The sequence below is a fragment of the Thermococcus marinus genome, from assembly GCF_055389025.1.
This window is the reverse complement of record NZ_AP042417.1, coordinates 23,173-42,779: the sequence shown is the minus strand read 5'-3', so window position 1 is coordinate 42,779 and position 19,607 is coordinate 23,173. Positions and strand designations below refer to the sequence as shown.

Below are 19,607 nucleotides of genomic sequence, written 5' to 3'. Positions count from 1 at the left end.
AATATAATATTTTTGGTGCAACATAATGTTCATGATTTATATCCGAGACCCAATCTCTTTCGAATGTAGTTAGATATATCCAACCCCTCCTCCTGTGCTTGCTTAGAAATAGTCTCGTACTCCTCTTCAGTAACGCGTATTGATAACCACTTATTCCGCTTGTTTTTGGCAGCTAACGTTCTAGCTTCAATTTCCCATATTTCTTTGAGAACCTTAGCTTTTTTCTTGATCAATTTAGGAGTGTCTAACCCTGAAAACTCCTTAATAAGAATTTTCTTGAAATCAGAAATTACCTGAGGGTTTCCTTTAGAATATTTGGAGAATTCTGCCACGGCAATCTCAATAGCGAGTGCAGAGCTTGAAATCTCCTCAGATTTTAAGACAGCTTCGAATGCACTCACGCCCGCAAGAGGAATCTTAAGTTTACGTGTGGTAGGTGCCTGAAGGTATATTAACTTCTCGATAATGCTTCTAAACATTTTGTCGCACCCCTCGAAGATATATTTTTAGTGTTTTTATAAGCATAGTCTTTTTGAGAAAACCTTAAAAGAGGCCCACCCTAACCCCGTTTACGAACAAAAAATCCTTCTGGAGGGATTCATAATGAGGGAGATAGTGGAGAGGGTTAAGGAGAAGACGAGCATTCCCGTTTACGAGAGGACGATTGAGAACGTTCTGAGCGCCATCATGGCGAGCGGAGACGTCTGGCGCATCGTTGACCTCAGCGAGGAGCCGCTTCCGCTCGTGGTCGCGGTCATCACCGCCCTTCACGAGCTCGGCTACGTGGCCTTCGACGGCCCGAACGTCGTTCTCACCGAGAGCGGAAAGAGTCTGGTAGAGAAGTATGGAATCGGACCGAGGAGGGACTACACCTGCTCCCACTGCCAGGGCAAGACCGTCGAGCTCTCAGCTTTCAGCGACCTCCTTGAGGAGTTCAAGGAGATAGTCAAGGACAGGCCGCAGCCCAAGCACGACTTCGACCAGGCCTACGTCACCCCTGAGACCACCGTCGCCAGGATAGCCCTCATGCACACACGCGGCGACCTTGAGAACAAGGAGGTCTTCGTCCTGGGCGACGACGACCTCACCAGCATAGCCCTCATGCTCAGCGGCCTTCCGAAGAGGATAGCGGTCCTCGACATAGACGAGCGCCTCGTCAAGTTCATCGAGAAGACCGCCGACGAGCTCGGCTACGAGAACATCGAGATGTTCACCTTCGACCTCCGCGAGCCGCTCCCGGACTACGCGCTCCACAAGTTCGACACCTTCATCACCGACCCGCCCGAGACCGTCGAGGCCATAAGGGCCTTCGTTGGAAGGGGCATAGCGACGCTCAAAGGTCCCGGCTGCGCCGGTTACTTCGGCATAACCAGGAGAGAGAGCTCGCTCAACAAGTGGCGTGAGATTCAGAGGCTCCTCATTGACGAGTTCAACGTCGTCATAACCGACATCATCAGGAACTTCAACGAGTACGTCAACTGGGGCTACGAGGAAGAGACCCGCGCCTGGAAGCTCCTCCCGGTCAAGGTCAAGCCGTCCTACAACTGGTACAAGAGCTACATGTTCAGGATTCAGACGCTTGAGGGCTCGAAGGGCTTCGAGGAGAGGATTACCGTCGGCGACGAGCTCTACAACGACGAGGAAGCCTCGACCACCTGATTTTTCCTGTTCCTTTTCTCTTAAATTGGAGAAAAATAAGCGAAATCAGCGTTTCTTCCAGACTGCCACTGCTATCAAAATCAGTACAACTGCAACGGCGACGTATGTGTAGTTTGTGCTCTTCCCATGCTCCATGGCAACTGCCTTGAATCCGCTTACCTTTTTTGCGGTTATTGAGAGCGGGTGCTGTGAAGGATATATCACGACGTAACCGTCCAGGCCGCCGACTTCCGCGCTGTCAGTTGAATTGCCGATGTACAGCGCGTCCTTCACGAGAATGAACGTCGCGTTGGCCAGCTTCACGGCGTCTCCACTCACCTCAGGCTTCGGTATCTCGGCGTAGAGCAGGTCTCTGAGGAACTGGACGCCCTTCTCGTACATCTGGCTCTCAGTAAGCCCCGCCTCCTGGAGCGCCCAGACGGCCTTCGCCGTTGAGGTAATTCCCGCCACCGAACCCTGGGTGTACGGGAACGCCCCATTCGGGTATTGCCTCTCCTTCAGGACTTCAAGGGTCTCGTTTAGCTCATTCTCCATTCCGAATTCTTTGAAGACGATAACCGCGTAAGCGAAGTAGTAGGTGGGGGTGTTGTAGTAGACGGGGTTTCCTGTTCGGGGGTCGGCAGTGGTGAGCATCCATGTAAGGTTCTCGCTGAGGTAGCGGAGCGAAAGCTCGTAGTCGTAGCTAACGTTGAGTGTCTTAAGCACCCAGACGACGTATTCGGTGTTATAGAAGTCCTTCCAGACTCCGTTTTTGCCCATTGAGAGGAGGTAACTGACTTCCCTGCTGTAGTCCTTCCCGAGAGCGGCCTTGACCCTCGCGAGCTCTGCCACCTGCCAGGGGAGCAGGTCGGAGATGTTTGAGGGCAACTTGGGGGTTAGGTTGCAGGTCAGGTAGTAATCCGCGAGGATGACCTTCTCCCATTCGGTTGTGGGCGTGATTTTCGAGATGTAGGGGCATGCTTCATGCTGGAGGCCATTGAAGCCCCGGATTTTAGAAACGCTGACCAGGTCGAGGGCGCGGTAGTGGAGCGTTCCCCAGAAGCCGAAGTGCTGTCTCCTGAGGAGTTCCTGCAGGTATTTTTCATCTCTCGTCGCGTAGAGGGCCATCGCCACCGCGACCGTTGAGTTGAACTCTCCACTGAGCGTGACTTTTTCCCCGAGATAAGCCAGGGCAAACGCCCTGTAGGCCTTTAGCTCTCCCTCAGCTTCCATCTCCTTCAGCTCTTTCTTCTTTCCTAGCGCCATGTAGCCGAATATCCCCTCAGCCTTGGTCTTGGGTTCTTTGTCCATAAGCCAGCCCTGAGCCCGCTCGATGGCTTCTTCGACCTGCTCCCTGAAGCCGGGGAGCTTTTCGTCGAGGTAGCCACCCTCCAGAAACTCCTTAAGGGCAATAAGGGAAAGGGCAGTACCAGTATAGTCCTCCCACGAGCCGTCCGGCTTCTGCTTGTAGATGAGCCAGTAGGCGGCGCTGTTCAGGGTCGCGTTGTACCTTCCCCTGGCTATCCTTTCGCCCCTCATGAGGGCCATCATCGCCATGGCGGTGTACTTGGCCTCGTGCTCCTCTCCGTACTTGTAGCCCCACGAGTCGAAGGGCGTTCTTATCGCCATCAGCCACTCGCACCCCTCAAGGACTTCGGCGTGGTTCCCGGTCTCGTAAAGGGCAATAACAGAGAAGGCAGTGTCCGGGACGGTCGGATTGTAGAGGTACGGCTCGATTTTAGCGCCCGCGAGGGGGATTGATGAGAGGGTGAGCATGAAGAGGAACACCGCTACAAGAACCCGCTTCATGCGTATCACCTCAAAAAAGAGAGAATGGGGGGTTAAAAATCAACCGTAGTAAACCTTAGCGTCGAGCTGGTAGTCGGCCCAGCCGTAGGTGTTGTAGGCATAGACGAGGAAGTACCAAGTTCCAGGGGCAGGGTTGCTGTACTCAACGTGCTCGTAGCTGTTGGAGCTCTCTGAGCGGTCGACGATGTTCTGGTTCGGGTCGTAGAGGTAGAGGTCGAGGTCGTGGTAGCTCGTGTCGAAGATGAGGTCGCCGGTTATCTTGGTGGCGCCGCTGTTGACGGTCATCGTGAAGGTGTCATAGTAGTCGTAGTAGTCGTGGACGGAGCCGGTGAAGGTCTTCTCGTCAACAGTCGGCTGGGGCTCCGGCTGTGGGGAGGGCTGGGGAGCGGGCTCGCTGTTGCCAGGCTGGCCGAGGGAGCCGTCGCTGACGACGTCGACCTGGTAGTTGGCCGAGCCGCTGTAGCTGACGACCTTAATGGTCCAGGTGCCGTCGGTTGGGTTGTAATAGCCGACCTTTTCGAAGCCGTAGTAGGCGGTGTAGGAGTAGTCAACCTGGTTGCCGTTCGGGTCGTAGAGGTAGAGGTCAATGTCGCTCTTGGCGTTGTCCCAGTAGAGGGTGGCGGTGACGAAGGAAGCGCCGCTTATGGTGAACTGGTGAGTCTGGCTGCCCTTGTCGGCTACGGAGCCGGTGAAGACAAGCTTGGCGTAGTTGTCGTAGTAGGCGGCCTTGTATGCATTGACCCTACCGGCACCGTAGGCGATGTCGGCTATCTCGTCGGGTTTGACAATGTCCGCCGTCTCGATGAGGGCCATCTTGACCTTGTCGGGAGTCCAGTCCGGGTGGGCCTGGAGGATGAGGGCAGAGATTCCAGCGACGTGCGGGGTGGCCATCGAGGTTCCGGGAGCGGCGGTGTAGTAGTCGTTTATCGGCTGTCCCATGCTGGTTCCGCTGGCGCGGGCGGCGATGATCCAGTTACCAGGAGCGACAACTTCAGGCTTGAGCCTTCCGTCGGCGGTCGGGCCCCTGCTGGAGAAGTCGGTTATAACGTCATACTTGTCAACGGCACCGACTGTTATGACCTTGCTGGCCGCGGCCGGGGAGCCGACGGTGTACTTGTCCGGCCCGCTGTTTCCGGCGGCTACACAGACGACGATTCCAGCGTCCCAGGCGGCGTTGACGGCCTGGCTGAGGGAGTCGGTGCCGTCGGAGCTCTGGCTTGAGCCGAGGGAGAGGTTGATGACCCTTATTCCGTACTTGTCCTTGTTCTTAACGGCCCAGTCAACACCGGCTATGATGTCGGAGATGCTTCCTGAACCCTCACCGCTGAGAACCTTAATGCCGACGAGCTTGGCGCCAGGGGCCATACCCTTGTACTTGCCGTTGCTCGCGGCACCGGTTCCGGCGGCTATGCTCGCGACGTGGGTTCCGTGACCGTTGTCATCGTATGGGCTTGAGCGGCCGTTCACATAGTCAACCCAACCAATGACCTTGCCCTGGAGGTCAGGGTGGGAGGCATCAATACCAGTGTCGATGATACCGATTGTTATTCCAGAGCCGTCGTAGCCGAGGTTCCACATGTTGGTCGCCATTACCTGGGCGGCGGACTCGTCGAGGCCCTCTGTGTCAACGTTGATTTTAACGGTGTAGTCCTCCTGTATGAACTTGATGCCGTTCATCTTGCTCTTGCCGAAGAAGCCGGTGTCAATCATTCCGGCTATCATGAGAACGTCCTTGACCTTCATTTTAACGGCCACAGCTGGTATAACGTCGTAGCTGTACTTGATTTCAGCGCCCAGGAACTTAAGAATGTCTATTGCCATGTCCCTGTCGGCGGGGTTGTCGAACATTATTACGGTGCTTACTTCGTCGTCCCAGTTCATGCGCTGAACCTTCTTGAAGAGGCCCGGGGTCAGGAGGCCGTAGTTCTTTTCCTGGTGGGTGTTCCTAACAGAAACAGGCTTGCTGGGAGCGGCAATAACGCTCCCGGCCATCAGGCCGACCAGCAATATTGCGAGCACCACCATGTTAAGCCTTCTCATGGTTGCACCTCCATACTGCGGTACGCCCGGGGGTACCCGGGCTTCCCGGCATTGAGGTATTTTGGATAAAAACTTTACGCAACATTATACATCTTAGTCATGTACATTGCTACGATGTACATTACATGGTTATCATTGCTCTTTATTTTGGTGGCATTGTGTGATGGGCTGTTTCCCGTCCTTGCTTTATCGTAACACATTCACTAATTTGGTAGGACTATATGCCCATGTGCTAAATATCCATTATTAGAGCGAGTATGTAACATGTTGGAAAATTTTTAGTGATTTGGGCATGGTTCAGCAGAGCTCTTTAATTTTTCGGTCTCTCTGCAGAGCGACGACCAACAATGTCGAATTGTTTTTTGGAATTACTCCAGAAGTGGGCCCCCTGAGATGTAGCATATTCAGCGGCATGACACCTTCAGTTACGGAGCCGGGGAGCGAAAGAAGAGAGCAAAACTTATAAGGCCTCAGCTGGTTATCCCCTCGGGGTGGGCCGGTAGCTCAGCCTGGTTAGAGCGCGGGGCTTTTAACCCCGTGGCCGCGGGTTCGAATCCCGCCCGGCCCGCCATCAGCCCTTGCTTCGCAAGCGCTGGCGGAAGATGATGTGCCTTTTTAAGAGTGCAAGGTTTAGAGTGGGTTTTTATTAGGGTTGTTTCACTTCAGAGTGTTTCGCTCTAAGGAGGCGCCCTTTGGGCGCTGATAGGATGCTGAAACGACTTCAAGGGGTTTTATCGTAGTGTTAAACCCAGTATGAACTTGCTTTTCCATTAGTGCACGGCTGTTTTCTGTTCTTTGGTGAGAAGGACGCTCATTTCGCCAGCCTTTCTTAAAGGCTGTTGCAAAGTTTCATCAAGGTTTGTGATTCTCTTTTGAGTTGCTGTTCTTTGAGTGGATTTCTCATTGATTGCTCCTGTGGAAAGGTGAATTTCTCTAAGGGCGTCTTTTAACAAGGGGTTCAAGCTTTTAGGCGCTCCTTTGGAGTGCGGTTTAAGTAGAACTTAAGAAGAAAGTCTAAGTCATCAAGTGAATTCAGGCTTCTACCGACCAGCTTGGTTTTGAAATCATGTTACATAGGAGCTTTGAAGGGGAATCACGAGCTTTTGGTGAAGCTTTTTCCAAAAGCTTCCTGCGCAAGCGCTGGCGGAAAAGCGAGTGCCATTTTAAAATTGCTAGGCTTTTAATGTGGGTTTCTGTTTAGCCTGCTCATTTGCTAGTGTTTCACTGTAGGAAAGCGCCCTTCGGGCGCCAAAATGAATTTGAAACTGCCTGAAGGTGTTTGCCTGGGAAGTAAACTCACTTGAAGGTTGCAGTTTTGTTAGTGCACGATTGCCTTCTTGTCCGGTAGATGAGAAGGGCGTTCCTTTCGCCAGCCTTTTCCAAAGGCTGAGCGAGAAGTTTGATCAAGGTTCGTAGCTCCGTCTGAAAACTAGAACTCTAGGTGATTTTTCTTTTGGATATGTGGTCTTGGAAATGAGGACTTCTTAAATTGCTCCTTTATTGTTGGGTTTAACGTTGGAATAGACGCCCGAAGGGCGTCAAAGGGGAAGCAAACCCTCCGACAGAGCTTTGTATAAACGTGTTCTCTTTGGGGACAGGGGGCTTGTGAAGAGGTAAAAATCCTGCATTACGGTTTTTGTGGGGAGATCTACGAACTTTTGGTGAAGCTTTTGGAAAAAGCTTCCGCGAAGTTTGACCAAGGTTCGTGATTCCTTTTGAAAAGCGGACTCAGTGTAACTCAGTGTAGGGGTTTCTAAACTGGAGAATCTCAACCTCCTAAAGGTCACCTGGAAGGAGAAACACTGGCGGGAGAGCGCACCAGGGACGATTTTCCTTTTAAGCTCTTGTTGCGGCAGAGATAATGTCGGACATGATAATATTCGGAGCCCTTGTCAGGGCTTTGCTTGGGGAAAAGCTTATAAATTGGCCGAGTAACGCTCACCAGAGGTTTAAAAACAACCGCCTTTCTTGGAGGTGTTCGCAGTGGCTGAGGAAATGAAGTTCGAGATACCCGTATGCACCTCATGCGGAAAGGAGATAACCCCAAGGGAGCACGCCACTCACTTCGTCTGCCCGAACTGCGGCGAAGCCATCATCTGGCGCTGCGAATCATGCAGGGTCCTTAGCGTCCCGTACAAGTGCCCCAAGTGCGGATGGGAGGGGCCGTAAACTAGGAGGTGAAAAGAATGGCTGACTACAACATGGTTGCGGTTATTAAGGTCATGCCGACCGACCCCGAGGTTAACCTCGACGAGCTCGAGGTCAAGCTCAAGGAGGCTCTCCCCGAGAAGTTCGGCCTCGCCAAGGTCGAGCGCGAGCCGATAGCCTTCGGTCTCGTTGCCCTCAAGTTCTACGTCCTTGCCAAGGACGAAGAGGGCTATGACCTTGAGCAGGTCCTTGAGGCCTTTAGGCAGGTTGAGAACGTCGAGAGCGCCGAGGTCGAGACCGTTTCGAGAATCTGAGGGCTCTGCCCTCCTTTTGACTTACTTCAATCCCGCTGTTTTCTCGGACTTCCAGTTTCTAACATCAAAGTGATGAGAAAGAGAGTTTTAAAAAGAGGGCTCAAAGCCCCAAGCTCAGGCTAAGCTTCGGCCTCTTCCACTCGTCAAGTATTGAGCGGAGCTCCTCGTTCTCCACTTTTGAATAGAGCTCGTCGAAGCGCTCCTTTGCCCCTTCCTCGCCGGCTCTCCAGCGGGCGAGCTCCGCTATTGCCCTGAAGAAGTACGCGGTATCGTCCTCAAACAGCTCGGCGAAGCCCTCCATGTTCCTCGCTATTACCTCGTACTCTTCCTCGTTGAAGAGGCCCTCGATGAAGTCTATGAGCGTGTCGAACACGAGCCCAAAGACATCGTCGTTCACGTTGATTGCCTTGAGCAGGGCCTCGCGGAGGGCCTTGAAGGCCTTATCGTAGTCTTCCCTGCCCGCGTGGATTTCGGCCTCGACCAGCTTGGCGTTTATCTCAATCTCATCGTCGCGCGGGTTCCTGAGGACTTCCCTGATGAGGGCCTCCGCGGTGTCGTAGTTCCCAAGCTCGTAGTGGAAGTGCGCTAAGTCTATGAGGCTTATCATGTGGTTCTTCTCGTCGTTGAGCTTCTCAAAAATCTCCCTCGCGCGCTCCATAAGCTCAATGGCCTTCTCAGTCTCGCCCAGCTCGTCGTAGTTAACCGCGAGGTTAGCCAGCGTAAGTGCTATCTCCCTCTCGTTCTTCAGGACTTCCTCCTCCAGCTTGAGGAGCTTTTCATAGGTCTCTATTGCCTTATCAGGCATGCCGAAGTGCTCGTAGGCATCGGCCAGGTAATAAAGGGCTGTTGCGTACTCCTCCGGGTCGTCCTTCTTTCTTTCAGCTACCTTTTTGTAGAGCTCAATCCCAGCCTCGGCGTCATCGAGGTGAGCGTAAACATGGCCAATCTCGTGGAGTAGGTCGTAGGGGTCGTCGCACTCGACCGCGACTTCTCCCAACTTCTTCAGCTTCTGCCTAAGGGTCTCCTCGTCCTCGATGATGTCAATGTAATCGTCAAAGAGCTCAAGCAACTTCTCACAGTCCTTCTCCGCTAAGGCCTTTTCCCATTCGGCCCTGATGTCGCTCATTTTTACATCACCGCCCTTCGGTTCGCCGAACTGGTTAAAAAGATATGGTCTCGAAAGCCTCTGACATCTGTCAAAACTATCAAAGCGTATTTGAATATTGGACAAGTTACTGTCTGATTTAATGCTATGGTTTATTCTGTTCGTCATTTTGTTTGTCGTTTGGTCAAAAAGCTCCCCGCTATTGTTATCAATTCGCTGTATCCACTTATAATATGCTGGATATTATGTCCATCAGTCCAACGAGAAGGATTATAGGGTGTGCCCGCAACCTGAGATTCGGGACAATTTATCCAGGTGGTAAATATGGAGGCCACTAAGCGCGACATCATCAAGGAGTACGCGGGCTGGAGCAGTCTCGACGTCCTGGAAAACGCAAACCGCTACCCTGGCCCCACTGGCTTCTTTGCCTACGTGATGGAGGAGGCCCTTAAGGATAGCATTTCCCTTGTCCCGGGGGAGGGGCTGAGGGCGCACTTCTCGGGGGACATCTACATCCACAAGCTCCCCTACAGCCTCTACATCCCCTACTGCACCGGCCACAGCACCGCGAGGCTCCTCGAAAAAGGCCTCAAGACCCCGACGATAGTCTCACGCCCAGCTAAACACTTCGATACGTACGTTGACCACATAGCGAACTACCTCATAACCATGCAGCACTACTTCAGCGGCGCCCAGGCGCTCTCAAGCGTCGAGTGGTACGCAGGGCCGTTCATAAGGAAGGAGGGCCTGGGTAGGCGGAAGATACGGCAGAACATCCAGAGGCTTGTTTACAACCTCAACTACCCGAGCAGGGTGGGGATGCAGACCCCCTTCACCAACTTCACCGTAACTCTCGACGCCCCGAAGAAGATGCTTGAAGGCGACCACGCGGTTTATGCGGGCGAGAAGGTTGAGCCGCTCGGCGAGTACGAGAAGGAGGCGAAGGAGTTCTTCATAGCCCTGACGGAGGTTCTCAGGGAAGGCGACGCCCTCGGCCAGCCCTTTACGTTCCCGATACCCACGCTGATGGTGACCGCCAAGATGCTCTGGGACGACCCGGAGGTCTTTGAGGCCGTTTTCACCACCGCCGCGAAGCGCGGGAGCTTCTACTGGCTGAACACGAACGTTGTTGACCCGGACGCGAGCTACGCGATGTGCTGCAGGATAGCCATAGATAAGTCCGAGATGGCGTTTGCATTTGGGGTCTCAGGTAAGAGCGCTGAAGATGAAGCCGTTGAGAGGCTTGAACGCCAGCGCTTCGGCGGCCTGTGGGCGATGCCCGACATCACCGGCTCGGTGAACGTCACCACCCTGAACCTGCCGAGGCTTGCACTGAGGGCGAAGGGCGACGATGACAGGTTCTGGGAGGAGTATGAGCGTGTTCTTGAGGTAATCCGGACAACAACCGACTGGTTCAGGGAGCGTTACGTCCGGCTTATCACGTCCTACAGGCACATGTACAGCATGATTCACCTCTACCTTGAGGAGTTTCCGGGGAGCCACTTCAACACCGTCGGAATCCTCGGCCTTCCAGAAGCGGTTGCCATTTACCTCAACGAGCCGAAGCTCTGGGAGGAAGGGACGAGGAGGGACTGGCTCAGGGCCGCGGAGGTCATGAAGGAGATGGTTGAGTTCGCGACCGCGAGGGCTAGGGAGTGGATGAAGGAAACTGGAACGCCCTGGAACGTGGAGGAGGTTCCGGGTGAGAGCGCCGCGGCAAAGCTAGCCATAAAAGACCTTCGCGAGTTCCCGGAGCTCAGGGAGTACCTCGACGACCCGGAGAACCCAATTTACTCGACCAGCATAGCGCCCTACTATGGCTCCCTTGAGCTTGCGGACAGGATAAGGGTGGAGGAGAAAGTCCAGAGGAGCTTCACCGGCGGGGTTATGATGCACATATTCCTCGGGGAGGAGCCGGACCCTGAGGCCCTTGCAAAGCTGACCCGGAGGCTTATGAGAACCGAGCTCGTCTACTGGAGCTACACGCCGGCGATTACCGTCTGCAACAAATGTGGCTACTCAACGACAGGCCTGCACACCCACTGCCCGCGCTGTGGAAGCGAGGACGTGGAGGTATGGAGCAGAATCATCGGATACTACCGCCCGCTCAAGAACTGGAACCCGTACAGAAAGAAGGAGTTCTGGACGAGGAGGCACTACTCCTCCTGATTTCTTTTCTGGAGGTGGTTGAATGCTCACGAGCGGGTGGAAGAGCGTCAGCATGGTGGACGTCCACGGGAGGGTCACCTTCACGCTCTGGCTCTGCGGCTGCAACCTTAAGTGCCCTTTCTGCCACAACTGGCGCATCGCTGAGGGCCTCGACTGCTTCCGCCTCGACAGAAAATCCCTCCTCGACGAGCTTGAGGCGAGCGCGTTCCTCATAGATTACTTCCACGTCACCGGCGGCGAACCGCTGATGCAGTGGAGGGAGCTGGGGTCTCTCCTTGCGGAGGTCAGGCTCCTTGACGTGCCCGTGAGCCTGAACACGAACCTGACCCTCGTGGGGCCCCTGGGGAGGCTCCTCAACGCCGGGTTGGTTGACCACATAGCGACGGACCTTAAGGCGCCCCCCGAGGAGCTCTACGGCCTCCCCAAAGCGTCCGCGAAAAGGCTCTGGGCGCTCTTCTTGAGGGGCATCGAACTCGTGTCGGAGTACGGGGTTCCTGTGGAGCTGAGAATCCCCGTGGCGCGGGGCCCAGATGTGTGGCCCTATGTTGAGGAGGTTCTCCGGAGAATCAACACAGACTTCTACGTCGTGCTGAACCCGCTCGTTGGGAGACCCCTGACGAATCCAAGAAACGAGGCATGGTGCTCAAGGTACTGCTGGCCCGGGGAAGAACTTGAGGGGTTAAGGAAGAGGCTAGAAGAGGCCGGCGTTGCCGTCCACGTGAATCAGTTCTTTGGTGCTTCCGGGGAGCATGCCCTCAGAAGTTCGGTGTAGCGCTCCAGAACGTGCTTTTTCATATTATCATACCCTTTCTCACCCCTGTATATGATTTTTATATCGACACTGACAGTATTCAGGGTCTGGTTGAAGTAGTCCGGGTACTTTGAGAGCATGGTTATCCTCTTCAGTTTCCCCTCTGAGACCGTCAAGTTGGCCCTAATCCAGTCGTTCACTGGAGCCTGGAACGTTTGGGGCCCGTACTTGGTGTCGTTTATTGTTAGGTTCTCGTAGGGTGGAACGCCCGGCTTTCTCACGAGGGTCACTTTGATGGGATTTCCCCATGTGATTTCTCTCTCGTATTTAGGGCTTCCGTTGAGGACTAAGTAGAGATAGCTCATGAAGGCAACCGGGCCAGGGTTGCTATCGGTTCCGTTGTTTTGGAACCCCTCGACGCATATCTTCCATCTAATTACCTTCTCGCTTCCATTGTACAGCGACCATATCCCGTGTGCGTTAGGTTCTTCGATAACTATGTACTGGTTGCCCTCCTTTAGGATAAGCGTTGTCAGGTTGTTTTGCTCCATGTTGCGCCTGACGACAGCCGCGTAGTCCAGCGTCCTGTTTAAGTCTCCGATGTATTTCTCCAGCCCATCACTTTGAAGCTGGGTGTGTGCAACCAATACCACTGCAAGGGTTAGAACTGCAACTGGGATTAGCTTCTTCATGCTTACCTCTCCTCATGGTCTTTTATAAGCCTTGCTGGGGAGGGCTACCGAAAAATTTATAAATAGCCCAAAGGAACCATAAAGCGGAAGCACTTGAGGTTACTAAAAGACCTCATCCCGTGAAAAAGAAAAAGGGAGGGGGTGAGGGGAGATGGCCCAGCTTGCAGGCCAGCCGGTTGTTATTCTGCCTGAGGGAACCCAGAGGTATGTTGGAAGGGACGCTCAGAGGCTTAACATTCTGGCTGCAAGGATTATAGCCGAGACGGTTAGGACCACCCTCGGCCCGAAGGGAATGGACAAGATGCTCGTTGACAGCCTCGGCGACATCGTTATCACCAACGACGGTGCAACAATACTCGACGAGATGGACATCCAGCACCCTGCCGCTAAGATGATGGTTGAGGTTGCTAAGACTCAGGATAAGGAGGCTGGTGATGGTACTACTACTGCTGTTGTTATTGCTGGTGAGCTTCTGAGGAAGGCTGAGGAGCTCCTCGACCAGAACATTCACCCGAGCATAATCATCAAGGGTTATGCTTTAGCTGCCGAGAAGGCCCAGGAGATCCTCGACGAGATTGCCAGGGATGTTGACGTTGAGGACGTTGAGACCCTCAAGAAGGCCGCTATAACCTCAATCACTGGTAAGGCCGCCGAGGAGGAGCGCGAGTATCTCGCCGAGATTGCCGTTGAGGCCGTCAAGCAGGTCGCCGAGAAGGTTGACGGCACCTACAAGGTCGACCTCGACAACATCAAGTTCGAGAAGAAGGAGGGCGGTAGCGTCAAGGACACCAAGCTCATCAGAGGCGTTGTCATCGACAAGGAGGTCGTCCACCCAGGCATGCCGAGGAGGGTTGAGAACGCCAAGATCGCCCTCATAAACGAGGCCCTTGAGGTCAAGGAGACCGAGACCGACGCCGAGATCAGGATCACCAGCCCGGAGCAGCTCCAGGCCTTCCTCGAGCAGGAGGAGAAGATGCTCAGGGAGATGGTCGAGAAGATCAAGGAAGTTGGAGCGAACGTTGTCTTCGTCCAGAAGGGTATTGACGACCTCGCCCAGCACTACCTGGCCAAGTACGGCATAATGGCCGTCAGGCGCGTCAAGAAGAGCGACATGGAGAAGCTCGCCAAGGCCACCGGCGCCAAGATCGTCACCAACGTCCGCGACCTCACTCCAGAGGACCTCGGTGAGGCCGAGCTCGTCGAGCAGAGGAAGGTCGCCGGCGAGAGCATGATTTTCGTCGAGGGCTGCAAGAACCCGAAGGCGGTCACCATACTCATCAGGGGCGGCACCGAGCACGTCGTTGACGAGGTCGAGCGCGCCCTTGAGGATGCCGTCAAGGTCGTCAAGGACATCGTCGAGGACGGCAAGATTGTCGCCGCCGGCGGTGCTCCGGAGATTGAGCTGAGCATCAGGCTCGACGAGTACGCCAAGGAGGTCGGCGGCAAGGAGCAGCTCGCCATCGAGGCCTTCGCAGAGGCCCTTAAGGTCATACCGAGGACCCTCGCCGAGAACGCCGGTCTCGACCCGATCGAGACCCTCGTGAAGGTCATAGCAGCGCACAAGGAGAAGGGACCGACCATCGGTATAGATGTCTTCGAGGGCGAGCCGGCCGACATGATGGAGCGCGGCGTCATCGCCCCGGTCAGGGTCACCAAGCAGGCCATCAAGAGCGCCAGCGAGGCGGCAATCATGATCCTCAGGATCGACGACGTCATAGCCGCCAGCAAGCTCGAGAAGGACAAAGAGGGCGGCAAGGGCGGAAGCGAGGACTTCAGCAGCGACCTAGACTGAAGGCGCTGAGTTCTGACCCTTCCCACTTTTCTAATTCTGTTCTTGGTTCCTTTCGGCCTGTGCAAAGTTTCTGAAGCTTTGAAGCCTTAGCGCAGTTTTTTTAAACGCGCTATTTCTCTTCTGAATAGGAACAAAATTTGAAGTGGGGGGTCTCTCGTGAGGGTTATAGGCGTTGACCCGGGAACCAAGAGCTTCGATGTTATTGGCTTAGAGGACGGAAAAATAAAGCTCGACCTGAGTTTTCCAAGCGAAGTCGTTGCGGAAGACCCGGGGAGGATAGTGAAGGCCATCGAGGACTTCAACGCCGAGGTCATAATCGGCCCTTCGGGCTACGGGGTTCCGCTGAAGCACATAAGCGAGCTGACTGAGAGGGACCGCTTCGAGATGACGCTCGTGAGAGAGGAGGAAATGAAGGAAATCCCCGTTCTCCTCGGCCTCCAGGAGATGGTCGGCCAGATGGCCGAGAAGGGCATGAACGTCTGGTTCATTCCTGGGGTCATTCACCTTCCAACCGTCCCTGAGTGGAGGAAGTACAACAGGGTGGACATGGGGACGGCGGACAAGATGGCGATAACCGTGCTCGGCATCTACGACCAGGCGAAGAGGCTTGGAATTGAGTACAGCGATGTCTCCTTCGTCCTCCTCGAGGTGGGCTTCGGCTACAACTACGCTGGAGCCGTGAAGGGAGGAAAAATCGTTGATGGCATCGGCGGGACGATATTCCCTGGCCCAGCTTATGTAAACAGCGGTGCCCTCGACGGCGAGGTCGCCTACCTGATGGGGAGGATAAAGAAGTGGCACCTCTTCTGGGGCGGGGCAACGGTGATAGCGGCCAACGAGATACTCCCTCCCGAGGAGTTCGCCAGAAGGCTTGACGAAGAACCTTTCTCAAAGGCATGGGAGGCCATGAAGGACGGCTTCATTAAGGCCGTTGCCTCAGAACTTGCCGTCGTTGGGGACGCTAAGGAGATAATCCTCTCGGGCAGGCTGATGCGCATAGACGAGCTGAGGAAGGACGTGGAAGACACATTCGAGGAGCTCTTTGACCTTCCCGTCGTCAGGCAGAGGGGTCTTGAGGGTAAGGCCAAAGAGGCCGCCCAGGGGAGCGCGATAATAGGCGACGGCCTCGCTGGGGGCCAGTTCATGGAGCTCGTGGAGCACGTGGAGATAAAGAAGAGCCGCGGAAGCGTCCTTGACTACGTGAAACTCCCACTTAGCGTCTGACTTTCTTTTTAATCCGGTTATGGCGTCGGCTGTGGGTTCGGGGCTGAATATGGGGCCTTAGTTTTCTGTCTAAGGCCGATTTCCAGCGCTTCCTTGGCCCTTTCTACGTCAACGAGGGTGTTAATGCACCCGGCCCTTAGCAGTGGCACGGCCTAGTCAAAAGCTTCTAGATTAACCCAGGATTCTTTTCAGCATCCCAAGTTCCTTTGTCTCCCACGCGTTTTCCTCTACAACCAGGATTAGGACTCCGTTGTGCAGGACTGTTGAGTCCCTGAGGGACGCCAGGAATTTTGAAATAGCTTCGAATCCGTTGTATGTCTTCAGGTATTCGAGGCAGTCCACGACGACTACACCGTGGAATCCCTTTTCATTGGCCTCCCGCAGGTATCGCGTCGTGATGTCGAGGATTTTTGCAAGATTTGTGGGGGGTATTGCGTTATCTTTGCCTGAGGTCGTAACAAAGAACCTGTTCCACACCTCTGGGACGTTTACGTCCCTGACGAACGCAAGCGCCGGCACCTCTTTGAGCTTCTCTTTTATTGCGGGGTACTCCTCAGGACTAACTATCATCACACCCGGAGTGAAGTCTATTTCCACCCGAGGCTTCTCAACCTTTATGAATTCAGCCGTGAAGACGAACTTTATCATAAAGTACGCTGAGAGAACCGCCAACATGGAACCCAGAACGAAGCCTATTGGGGCAAACCGCTCAACGAGCCTTAAAACTGGAAAGTCGAGTTCATGGAGCCCCAGAACCGTGATGACGCCACCAAGATGAACAGCTTTGGTGTTATATATGTCTTTTAGGGAAATAATTAGAAGCCCGGAAGCTGTAATGAACAGGGCGGAGACCGCATAGGGCAGGCCGAGAAGAGCAAACCAATCGGAGGAATAGTCCAGAGTCCCTATTAGGATTCCGTATAGGCTTATTATAACGGGGATAGCCGACAGCGCTTTCACCATTCTGTTTACGTCCCCCTTCTCCTCAAGCAGACAGAGTGTCCCACAGAAGAGTAGAGCCGCCCAGAATGCTTCAGACAGTGATAGCAGGCATATGTTCTCGCTTATGTCGGCGAATATCGAAGAAGCGGCCGCTACCCAGGAAAGCGACCAGCAGAGGGCCGGCTTTCGCCGGTGCTTCCGGTAAACGTAAGTGAGAAACAGGGCTCCTGCCACCTTTGCCGAGAGGCTGAGCGTCTGTCCAATGATGAGCATCGTTCTATTCATGGTATCCCTTAACACACTAAGCGTTATTGTTTTATATAACGCTTTGCGTCTCCTTTCCGTCTAAAACTTTGTTTTGGGGTGTTATTCGTCGTTTATTGAGATTCTCTCCACTTCTTCCTCCAGCCTCTTCAGCTTCCCCTTAAACCTTCTCAGCTGGTCGTTCGCTATGTTCACGATTCTTTCGATGTAATTCTCGCTCACCCAGAGCTCTCCATCCGCGCCGAGCGGGACGTCCATTCTCTCGGTGGAGCGTATCTCGATGAGGAGCTTCTTGTGGCTCACACTCTTGATGTTGCTGTACTTGAAGCCCAGCCCTATGGCGAGGTTGAGCAGCTTAACGGCGTCATCAAGGGTTCTCGCGCCGACGTGCAGGATTGGACTCCTCACGAGGAACCAGAGCTGGCCTTTCCTGTGTCTCTCAATGGCCTCAAGCACCTCCTCGACTTTGACTGTTCTGTGCCACTTGCCGAGCCACACAGAGTTCACCTTGTCCCCGAAGTGGGGCATCTCCATGACCGAAATCCTGCCCGAGCAGGAGCTCGTTGTGAAGTAGTTCTCCAGCGCGTTTATCTTTTCAAGGAGGGGAATTATGTCCTCGTCCACCTTTCCCTCGACTAACGCCTGCCTGAGGCTCCCCATCGCCTTCTCCTTCTGCTCGTCGAAGTTTTTGGTGTAGAGGAACATGCATCACACCCCCAGCTTCCCGGCATCAACTACCGTTTCTCTCTCACTCACAAACTCAACCAGCCGTTTGTACGTCGGGTGGGCGCTCAGCGTTGCGGAGTCGCCTACCAGAATCAGCTTCCTCTTCGCCCTCGTCAGCGAGACGTTCAGCCTCCTCAGGTCCTTCAGGAAGCCAAGCTCACCCCTCCTGTTGGAGCGGACTAATGAAAGGACTATTACCTCCTTCTCCCTTCCCTGATAGCCGTCAACGGTCTTGACCTCTATCTCCTCCGGCAGGAGCGAGCTTATAAGGTCGCGCTGGTCGTCGTAGGGCGTTATGACACCTATCCATTCGGGCTTAACTCCCAGCTCCAGGAGCCTCTCAACGACCTCCTTCACCAGCCTGGCCTCAAGCGGGTTTTCGCGGCTCTCACTACCGCGCCTCTGCCTCTCGAAGCGGTCTTCTCTCTTGGAGGTGTCTATGAAGACCAGCACGTTGCCCGGCTTAAGGACGTCGTCCCACTGCTCTCCAAACTCCGGGCACTTAACCCCAAGGTCTGAGAGGGTAATCCGCTTAACTTCTGGCGCCGCCTCTATCTTTCCGTCGTAGAACTCCCTGCTCGGGAACTCCATTAGCCGTTCGTTCATCCTGTACTGGACGGTGAGCATCTCGCTCTTCTGAGGATAGCGCTCAATCAGCCCCTCAAAGAGGGTATTGCTGAGCTCCTTTGCCTTCTCGCTGAGTATCGTCGGCGGTAGTTGCTTGTGGTCTCCGGCCAAAACAAACCGCTTCGCGCGGTTGATTGGTATGAGGACGCTCGGAATGGTGGCCTGGGTCGCCTCGTCTATCACCGCCACGTCGTAGGAGCCGTAGTCCACCACCTCCAGCCCGGCGGAGGCGTTTGTTGTCAGGACAACGTCAGCTTCCCTTATTATCTCCCTCGCTATTCTCTCCTCCAGCTTCTTAGCATCGTCGAAGGTCTTCTGCACCTGCTCGTTGATTTTGAGCCACTGTGCCATCTCGCGGATTAACCGAGCTGGAACGCCCCTCGTCCCTATCCCCTTCTCAGCCAGGCGGAGAATCTGCTTATCAGTCAGCCCGCGCCTGTACTTCGGAACTGGTTTGGTGAAGGTGTCCCTCTTTTCTTTCAAGTTCTCCCCGATTACGCGGAGTTCCCTCAGCTCACCGTAGAGCTCGTGCTGGGTCATGAGGTAAGCAAGGGTCGTCTCGTGGAGAGCTTTTGAGACCCTGCTCGGGTGTCCGACGCGAACGACATTCAAACCGGAATCGACCAGCCGTTCGACGAGGTTGTCAACGGCCACGTTGCTCTCGGCGGTGGCCAAAACCCTGTTTCCGCGCTCGACTTCCTGCCGTATCAGCTCGACGAGCGTTCTCGTCTTTCCCGTCCCAAAGGGCCCGTGAATCAGGAAGAAATCATGACTCCCAAGGGCCTTGGCAACGGCCCTCCTCTGGCTCGCGTTCAGGTTTTTATCAAAGGGCTCGAACTCAACCGGCTTGCTCTCTTCCGGTTCTCTCAGACCGAGGTAGAACTCCAGAGCCTTTCTCCCGCTCTCGCGGATGTTGTTGAGGTTCTCAAGCCAGCGCTTGAATGTTATATCGTTGGCGTAGAGGTCGAGCCTCACACCCTTAAGCGCCCAGTCCGGGACGGTCTCAAGGGCGACCGTTATGAACCGCTTCCCCTTCTCGACGACGGTTCCAACCAGGTCGCTCTTCAGCGGGTCTCTCTTGCTGATTACGACCAAATCTCCGACGCTTATCTCCGTCTTGATTTCCCTCTCGCGGCCGTATTTCACCAGAAAGTAGCCGAGCTCCTCGCCGACGATTTTACCGTTTAAACCTAAAACGGCCCTCCCAACTTTCTCCCTCTCGCGGCCGCTGAGCCTTTTCATCTCTGCCTTCATCGCTTCAATCTCGGCCTTTCTCTCGTATTCCACGAGGACTTTGAGGTGATTGATGAACTTCTCAAGTTTTTCGTCCATTTTTGGCCCCCGGAGAGCAAAAAGAAGAGCCTTT

15 protein-coding genes and 1 tRNA gene are annotated in these 19,607 nt (G+C 54.5%); 8 read left to right on the top strand and 8 right to left on the bottom strand.

Annotated features, from left to right (window positions below; translation table 11 throughout):
* Positions 1-29 precede the first annotated feature (29 nt).
* Positions 30-479, bottom strand: a complete 450-nt coding sequence (locus ACZ5ER_RS00190) for a plasmid mobilization protein (protein WP_464934535.1) — start codon at positions 477-479, stop codon at positions 30-32.
* Between the two features lie 124 nt (positions 480-603).
* Between ACZ5ER_RS00190 and bpsA the strand changes: the two genes are divergently transcribed.
* The gene (bpsA, locus tag ACZ5ER_RS00185) at positions 604-1,659 is read left to right on the top strand and encodes a N(4)-bis(aminopropyl)spermidine synthase (protein WP_464934534.1); all 1,056 of its coding nucleotides are present in this window, start codon (positions 604-606) and stop codon (positions 1,657-1,659) included.
* 45 nt (positions 1,660-1,704) lie between these two features.
* Here bpsA and ACZ5ER_RS00180 read toward each other — a convergent pair whose 3' ends face one another.
* Positions 1,705-3,447, bottom strand: coding sequence for a prenyltransferase/squalene oxidase repeat-containing protein (locus ACZ5ER_RS00180; RefSeq protein WP_050002643.1), 1,743 nt, complete (start codon positions 3,445-3,447; stop codon positions 1,705-1,707).
* 39 nt (positions 3,448-3,486) lie between these two features.
* On the bottom strand, positions 3,487-5,487 hold the full coding sequence (locus tag ACZ5ER_RS00175; RefSeq protein ID WP_050002644.1) for a S8 family serine peptidase: 2,001 nt from the start codon (positions 5,485-5,487) through the stop codon (positions 3,487-3,489).
* 493 nt (positions 5,488-5,980) lie between these two features.
* On the opposite strand from ACZ5ER_RS00175, the gene ACZ5ER_RS00170 reads away from it, so the two are divergent.
* From ACZ5ER_RS00170 to ACZ5ER_RS00160, 3 genes are all read left to right on the top strand, one after another.
* Positions 5,981-6,058, top strand: a tRNA-Lys gene (locus ACZ5ER_RS00170).
* Positions 6,059-7,482: 1,424 nt separating this feature from the next.
* Positions 7,483-7,656 carry a zinc finger domain-containing protein gene (locus ACZ5ER_RS00165; protein ID WP_050003902.1) on the top strand — a complete coding sequence of 58 codons (174 nt, stop codon included), beginning with the start codon at positions 7,483-7,485 and terminating at the stop codon, positions 7,654-7,656.
* 17 nt (positions 7,657-7,673) lie between these two features.
* Positions 7,674-7,949 (top strand): elongation factor 1-beta, encoded by a 276-nt coding sequence (locus ACZ5ER_RS00160; RefSeq protein WP_050001989.1) that lies wholly within the window; start codon positions 7,674-7,676, stop codon positions 7,947-7,949.
* Between the two features lie 100 nt (positions 7,950-8,049).
* Here ACZ5ER_RS00160 and ACZ5ER_RS00155 read toward each other — a convergent pair whose 3' ends face one another.
* Complete coding sequence (locus ACZ5ER_RS00155; RefSeq protein ID WP_464934532.1) at positions 8,050-9,075, bottom strand: tetratricopeptide repeat protein; 1,026 nt, start codon at positions 9,073-9,075, stop codon at positions 8,050-8,052.
* 303 nt (positions 9,076-9,378) lie between these two features.
* On the opposite strand from ACZ5ER_RS00155, the gene ACZ5ER_RS00150 reads away from it, so the two are divergent.
* Both ACZ5ER_RS00150 and ACZ5ER_RS00145 read left to right on the top strand, forming a co-directional pair.
* Positions 9,379-11,223, top strand: a complete 1,845-nt coding sequence (locus ACZ5ER_RS00150) for an anaerobic ribonucleoside triphosphate reductase (RefSeq protein ID WP_050001987.1) — start codon at positions 9,379-9,381, stop codon at positions 11,221-11,223.
* A gap of 22 nt (positions 11,224-11,245) precedes the next feature.
* Complete coding sequence (locus ACZ5ER_RS00145; protein ID WP_050001986.1) at positions 11,246-11,995, top strand: anaerobic ribonucleoside-triphosphate reductase activating protein; 750 nt, start codon at positions 11,246-11,248, stop codon at positions 11,993-11,995.
* On the opposite strand, the gene ACZ5ER_RS00140 is transcribed toward ACZ5ER_RS00145, so the two are convergent.
* Complete coding sequence (locus ACZ5ER_RS00140; RefSeq protein WP_050001985.1) at positions 11,947-12,666, bottom strand: hypothetical protein; 720 nt, start codon at positions 12,664-12,666, stop codon at positions 11,947-11,949. The two genes, ACZ5ER_RS00145 and ACZ5ER_RS00140, sit on opposite strands and share 49 nt — an antisense overlap.
* A 151-nt stretch (positions 12,667-12,817) precedes the next feature.
* On the opposite strand from ACZ5ER_RS00140, the gene thsB reads away from it, so the two are divergent.
* Entirely contained in the window at positions 12,818-14,458 is a 1,641-nt protein-coding gene (thsB, locus tag ACZ5ER_RS00135) for a thermosome subunit beta (protein WP_464934531.1), read from the top strand.
* 156 nt (positions 14,459-14,614) lie between these two features.
* Positions 14,615-15,682, top strand: coding sequence for a DUF1464 family protein (locus tag ACZ5ER_RS00130; protein WP_464934530.1), 1,068 nt, complete (start codon positions 14,615-14,617; stop codon positions 15,680-15,682).
* 171 nt (positions 15,683-15,853) lie between these two features.
* Here ACZ5ER_RS00130 and ACZ5ER_RS00125 read toward each other — a convergent pair whose 3' ends face one another.
* From ACZ5ER_RS00125 to ACZ5ER_RS00115, 3 genes are all read right to left on the bottom strand, one after another.
* A complete protein-coding gene (locus ACZ5ER_RS00125; protein WP_050001982.1) occupies positions 15,854-16,909 on the bottom strand; it encodes a DUF835 domain-containing protein in 1,056 nt (351 codons plus the stop codon).
* Between the two features lie 81 nt (positions 16,910-16,990).
* Entirely contained in the window at positions 16,991-17,593 is a 603-nt protein-coding gene (taw3, locus tag ACZ5ER_RS00120) for a tRNA(Phe) 7-((3-amino-3-carboxypropyl)-4-demethylwyosine(37)-N(4))-methyltransferase Taw3 (RefSeq protein WP_050001981.1), read from the bottom strand.
* Positions 17,594-17,596: 3 nt separating this feature from the next.
* Positions 17,597-19,573, bottom strand: a complete 1,977-nt coding sequence (locus ACZ5ER_RS00115; protein ID WP_464934529.1) for an IGHMBP2 family helicase — start codon at positions 19,571-19,573, stop codon at positions 17,597-17,599.
* Between the last annotated feature and the right edge of the window lie 34 nt (positions 19,574-19,607).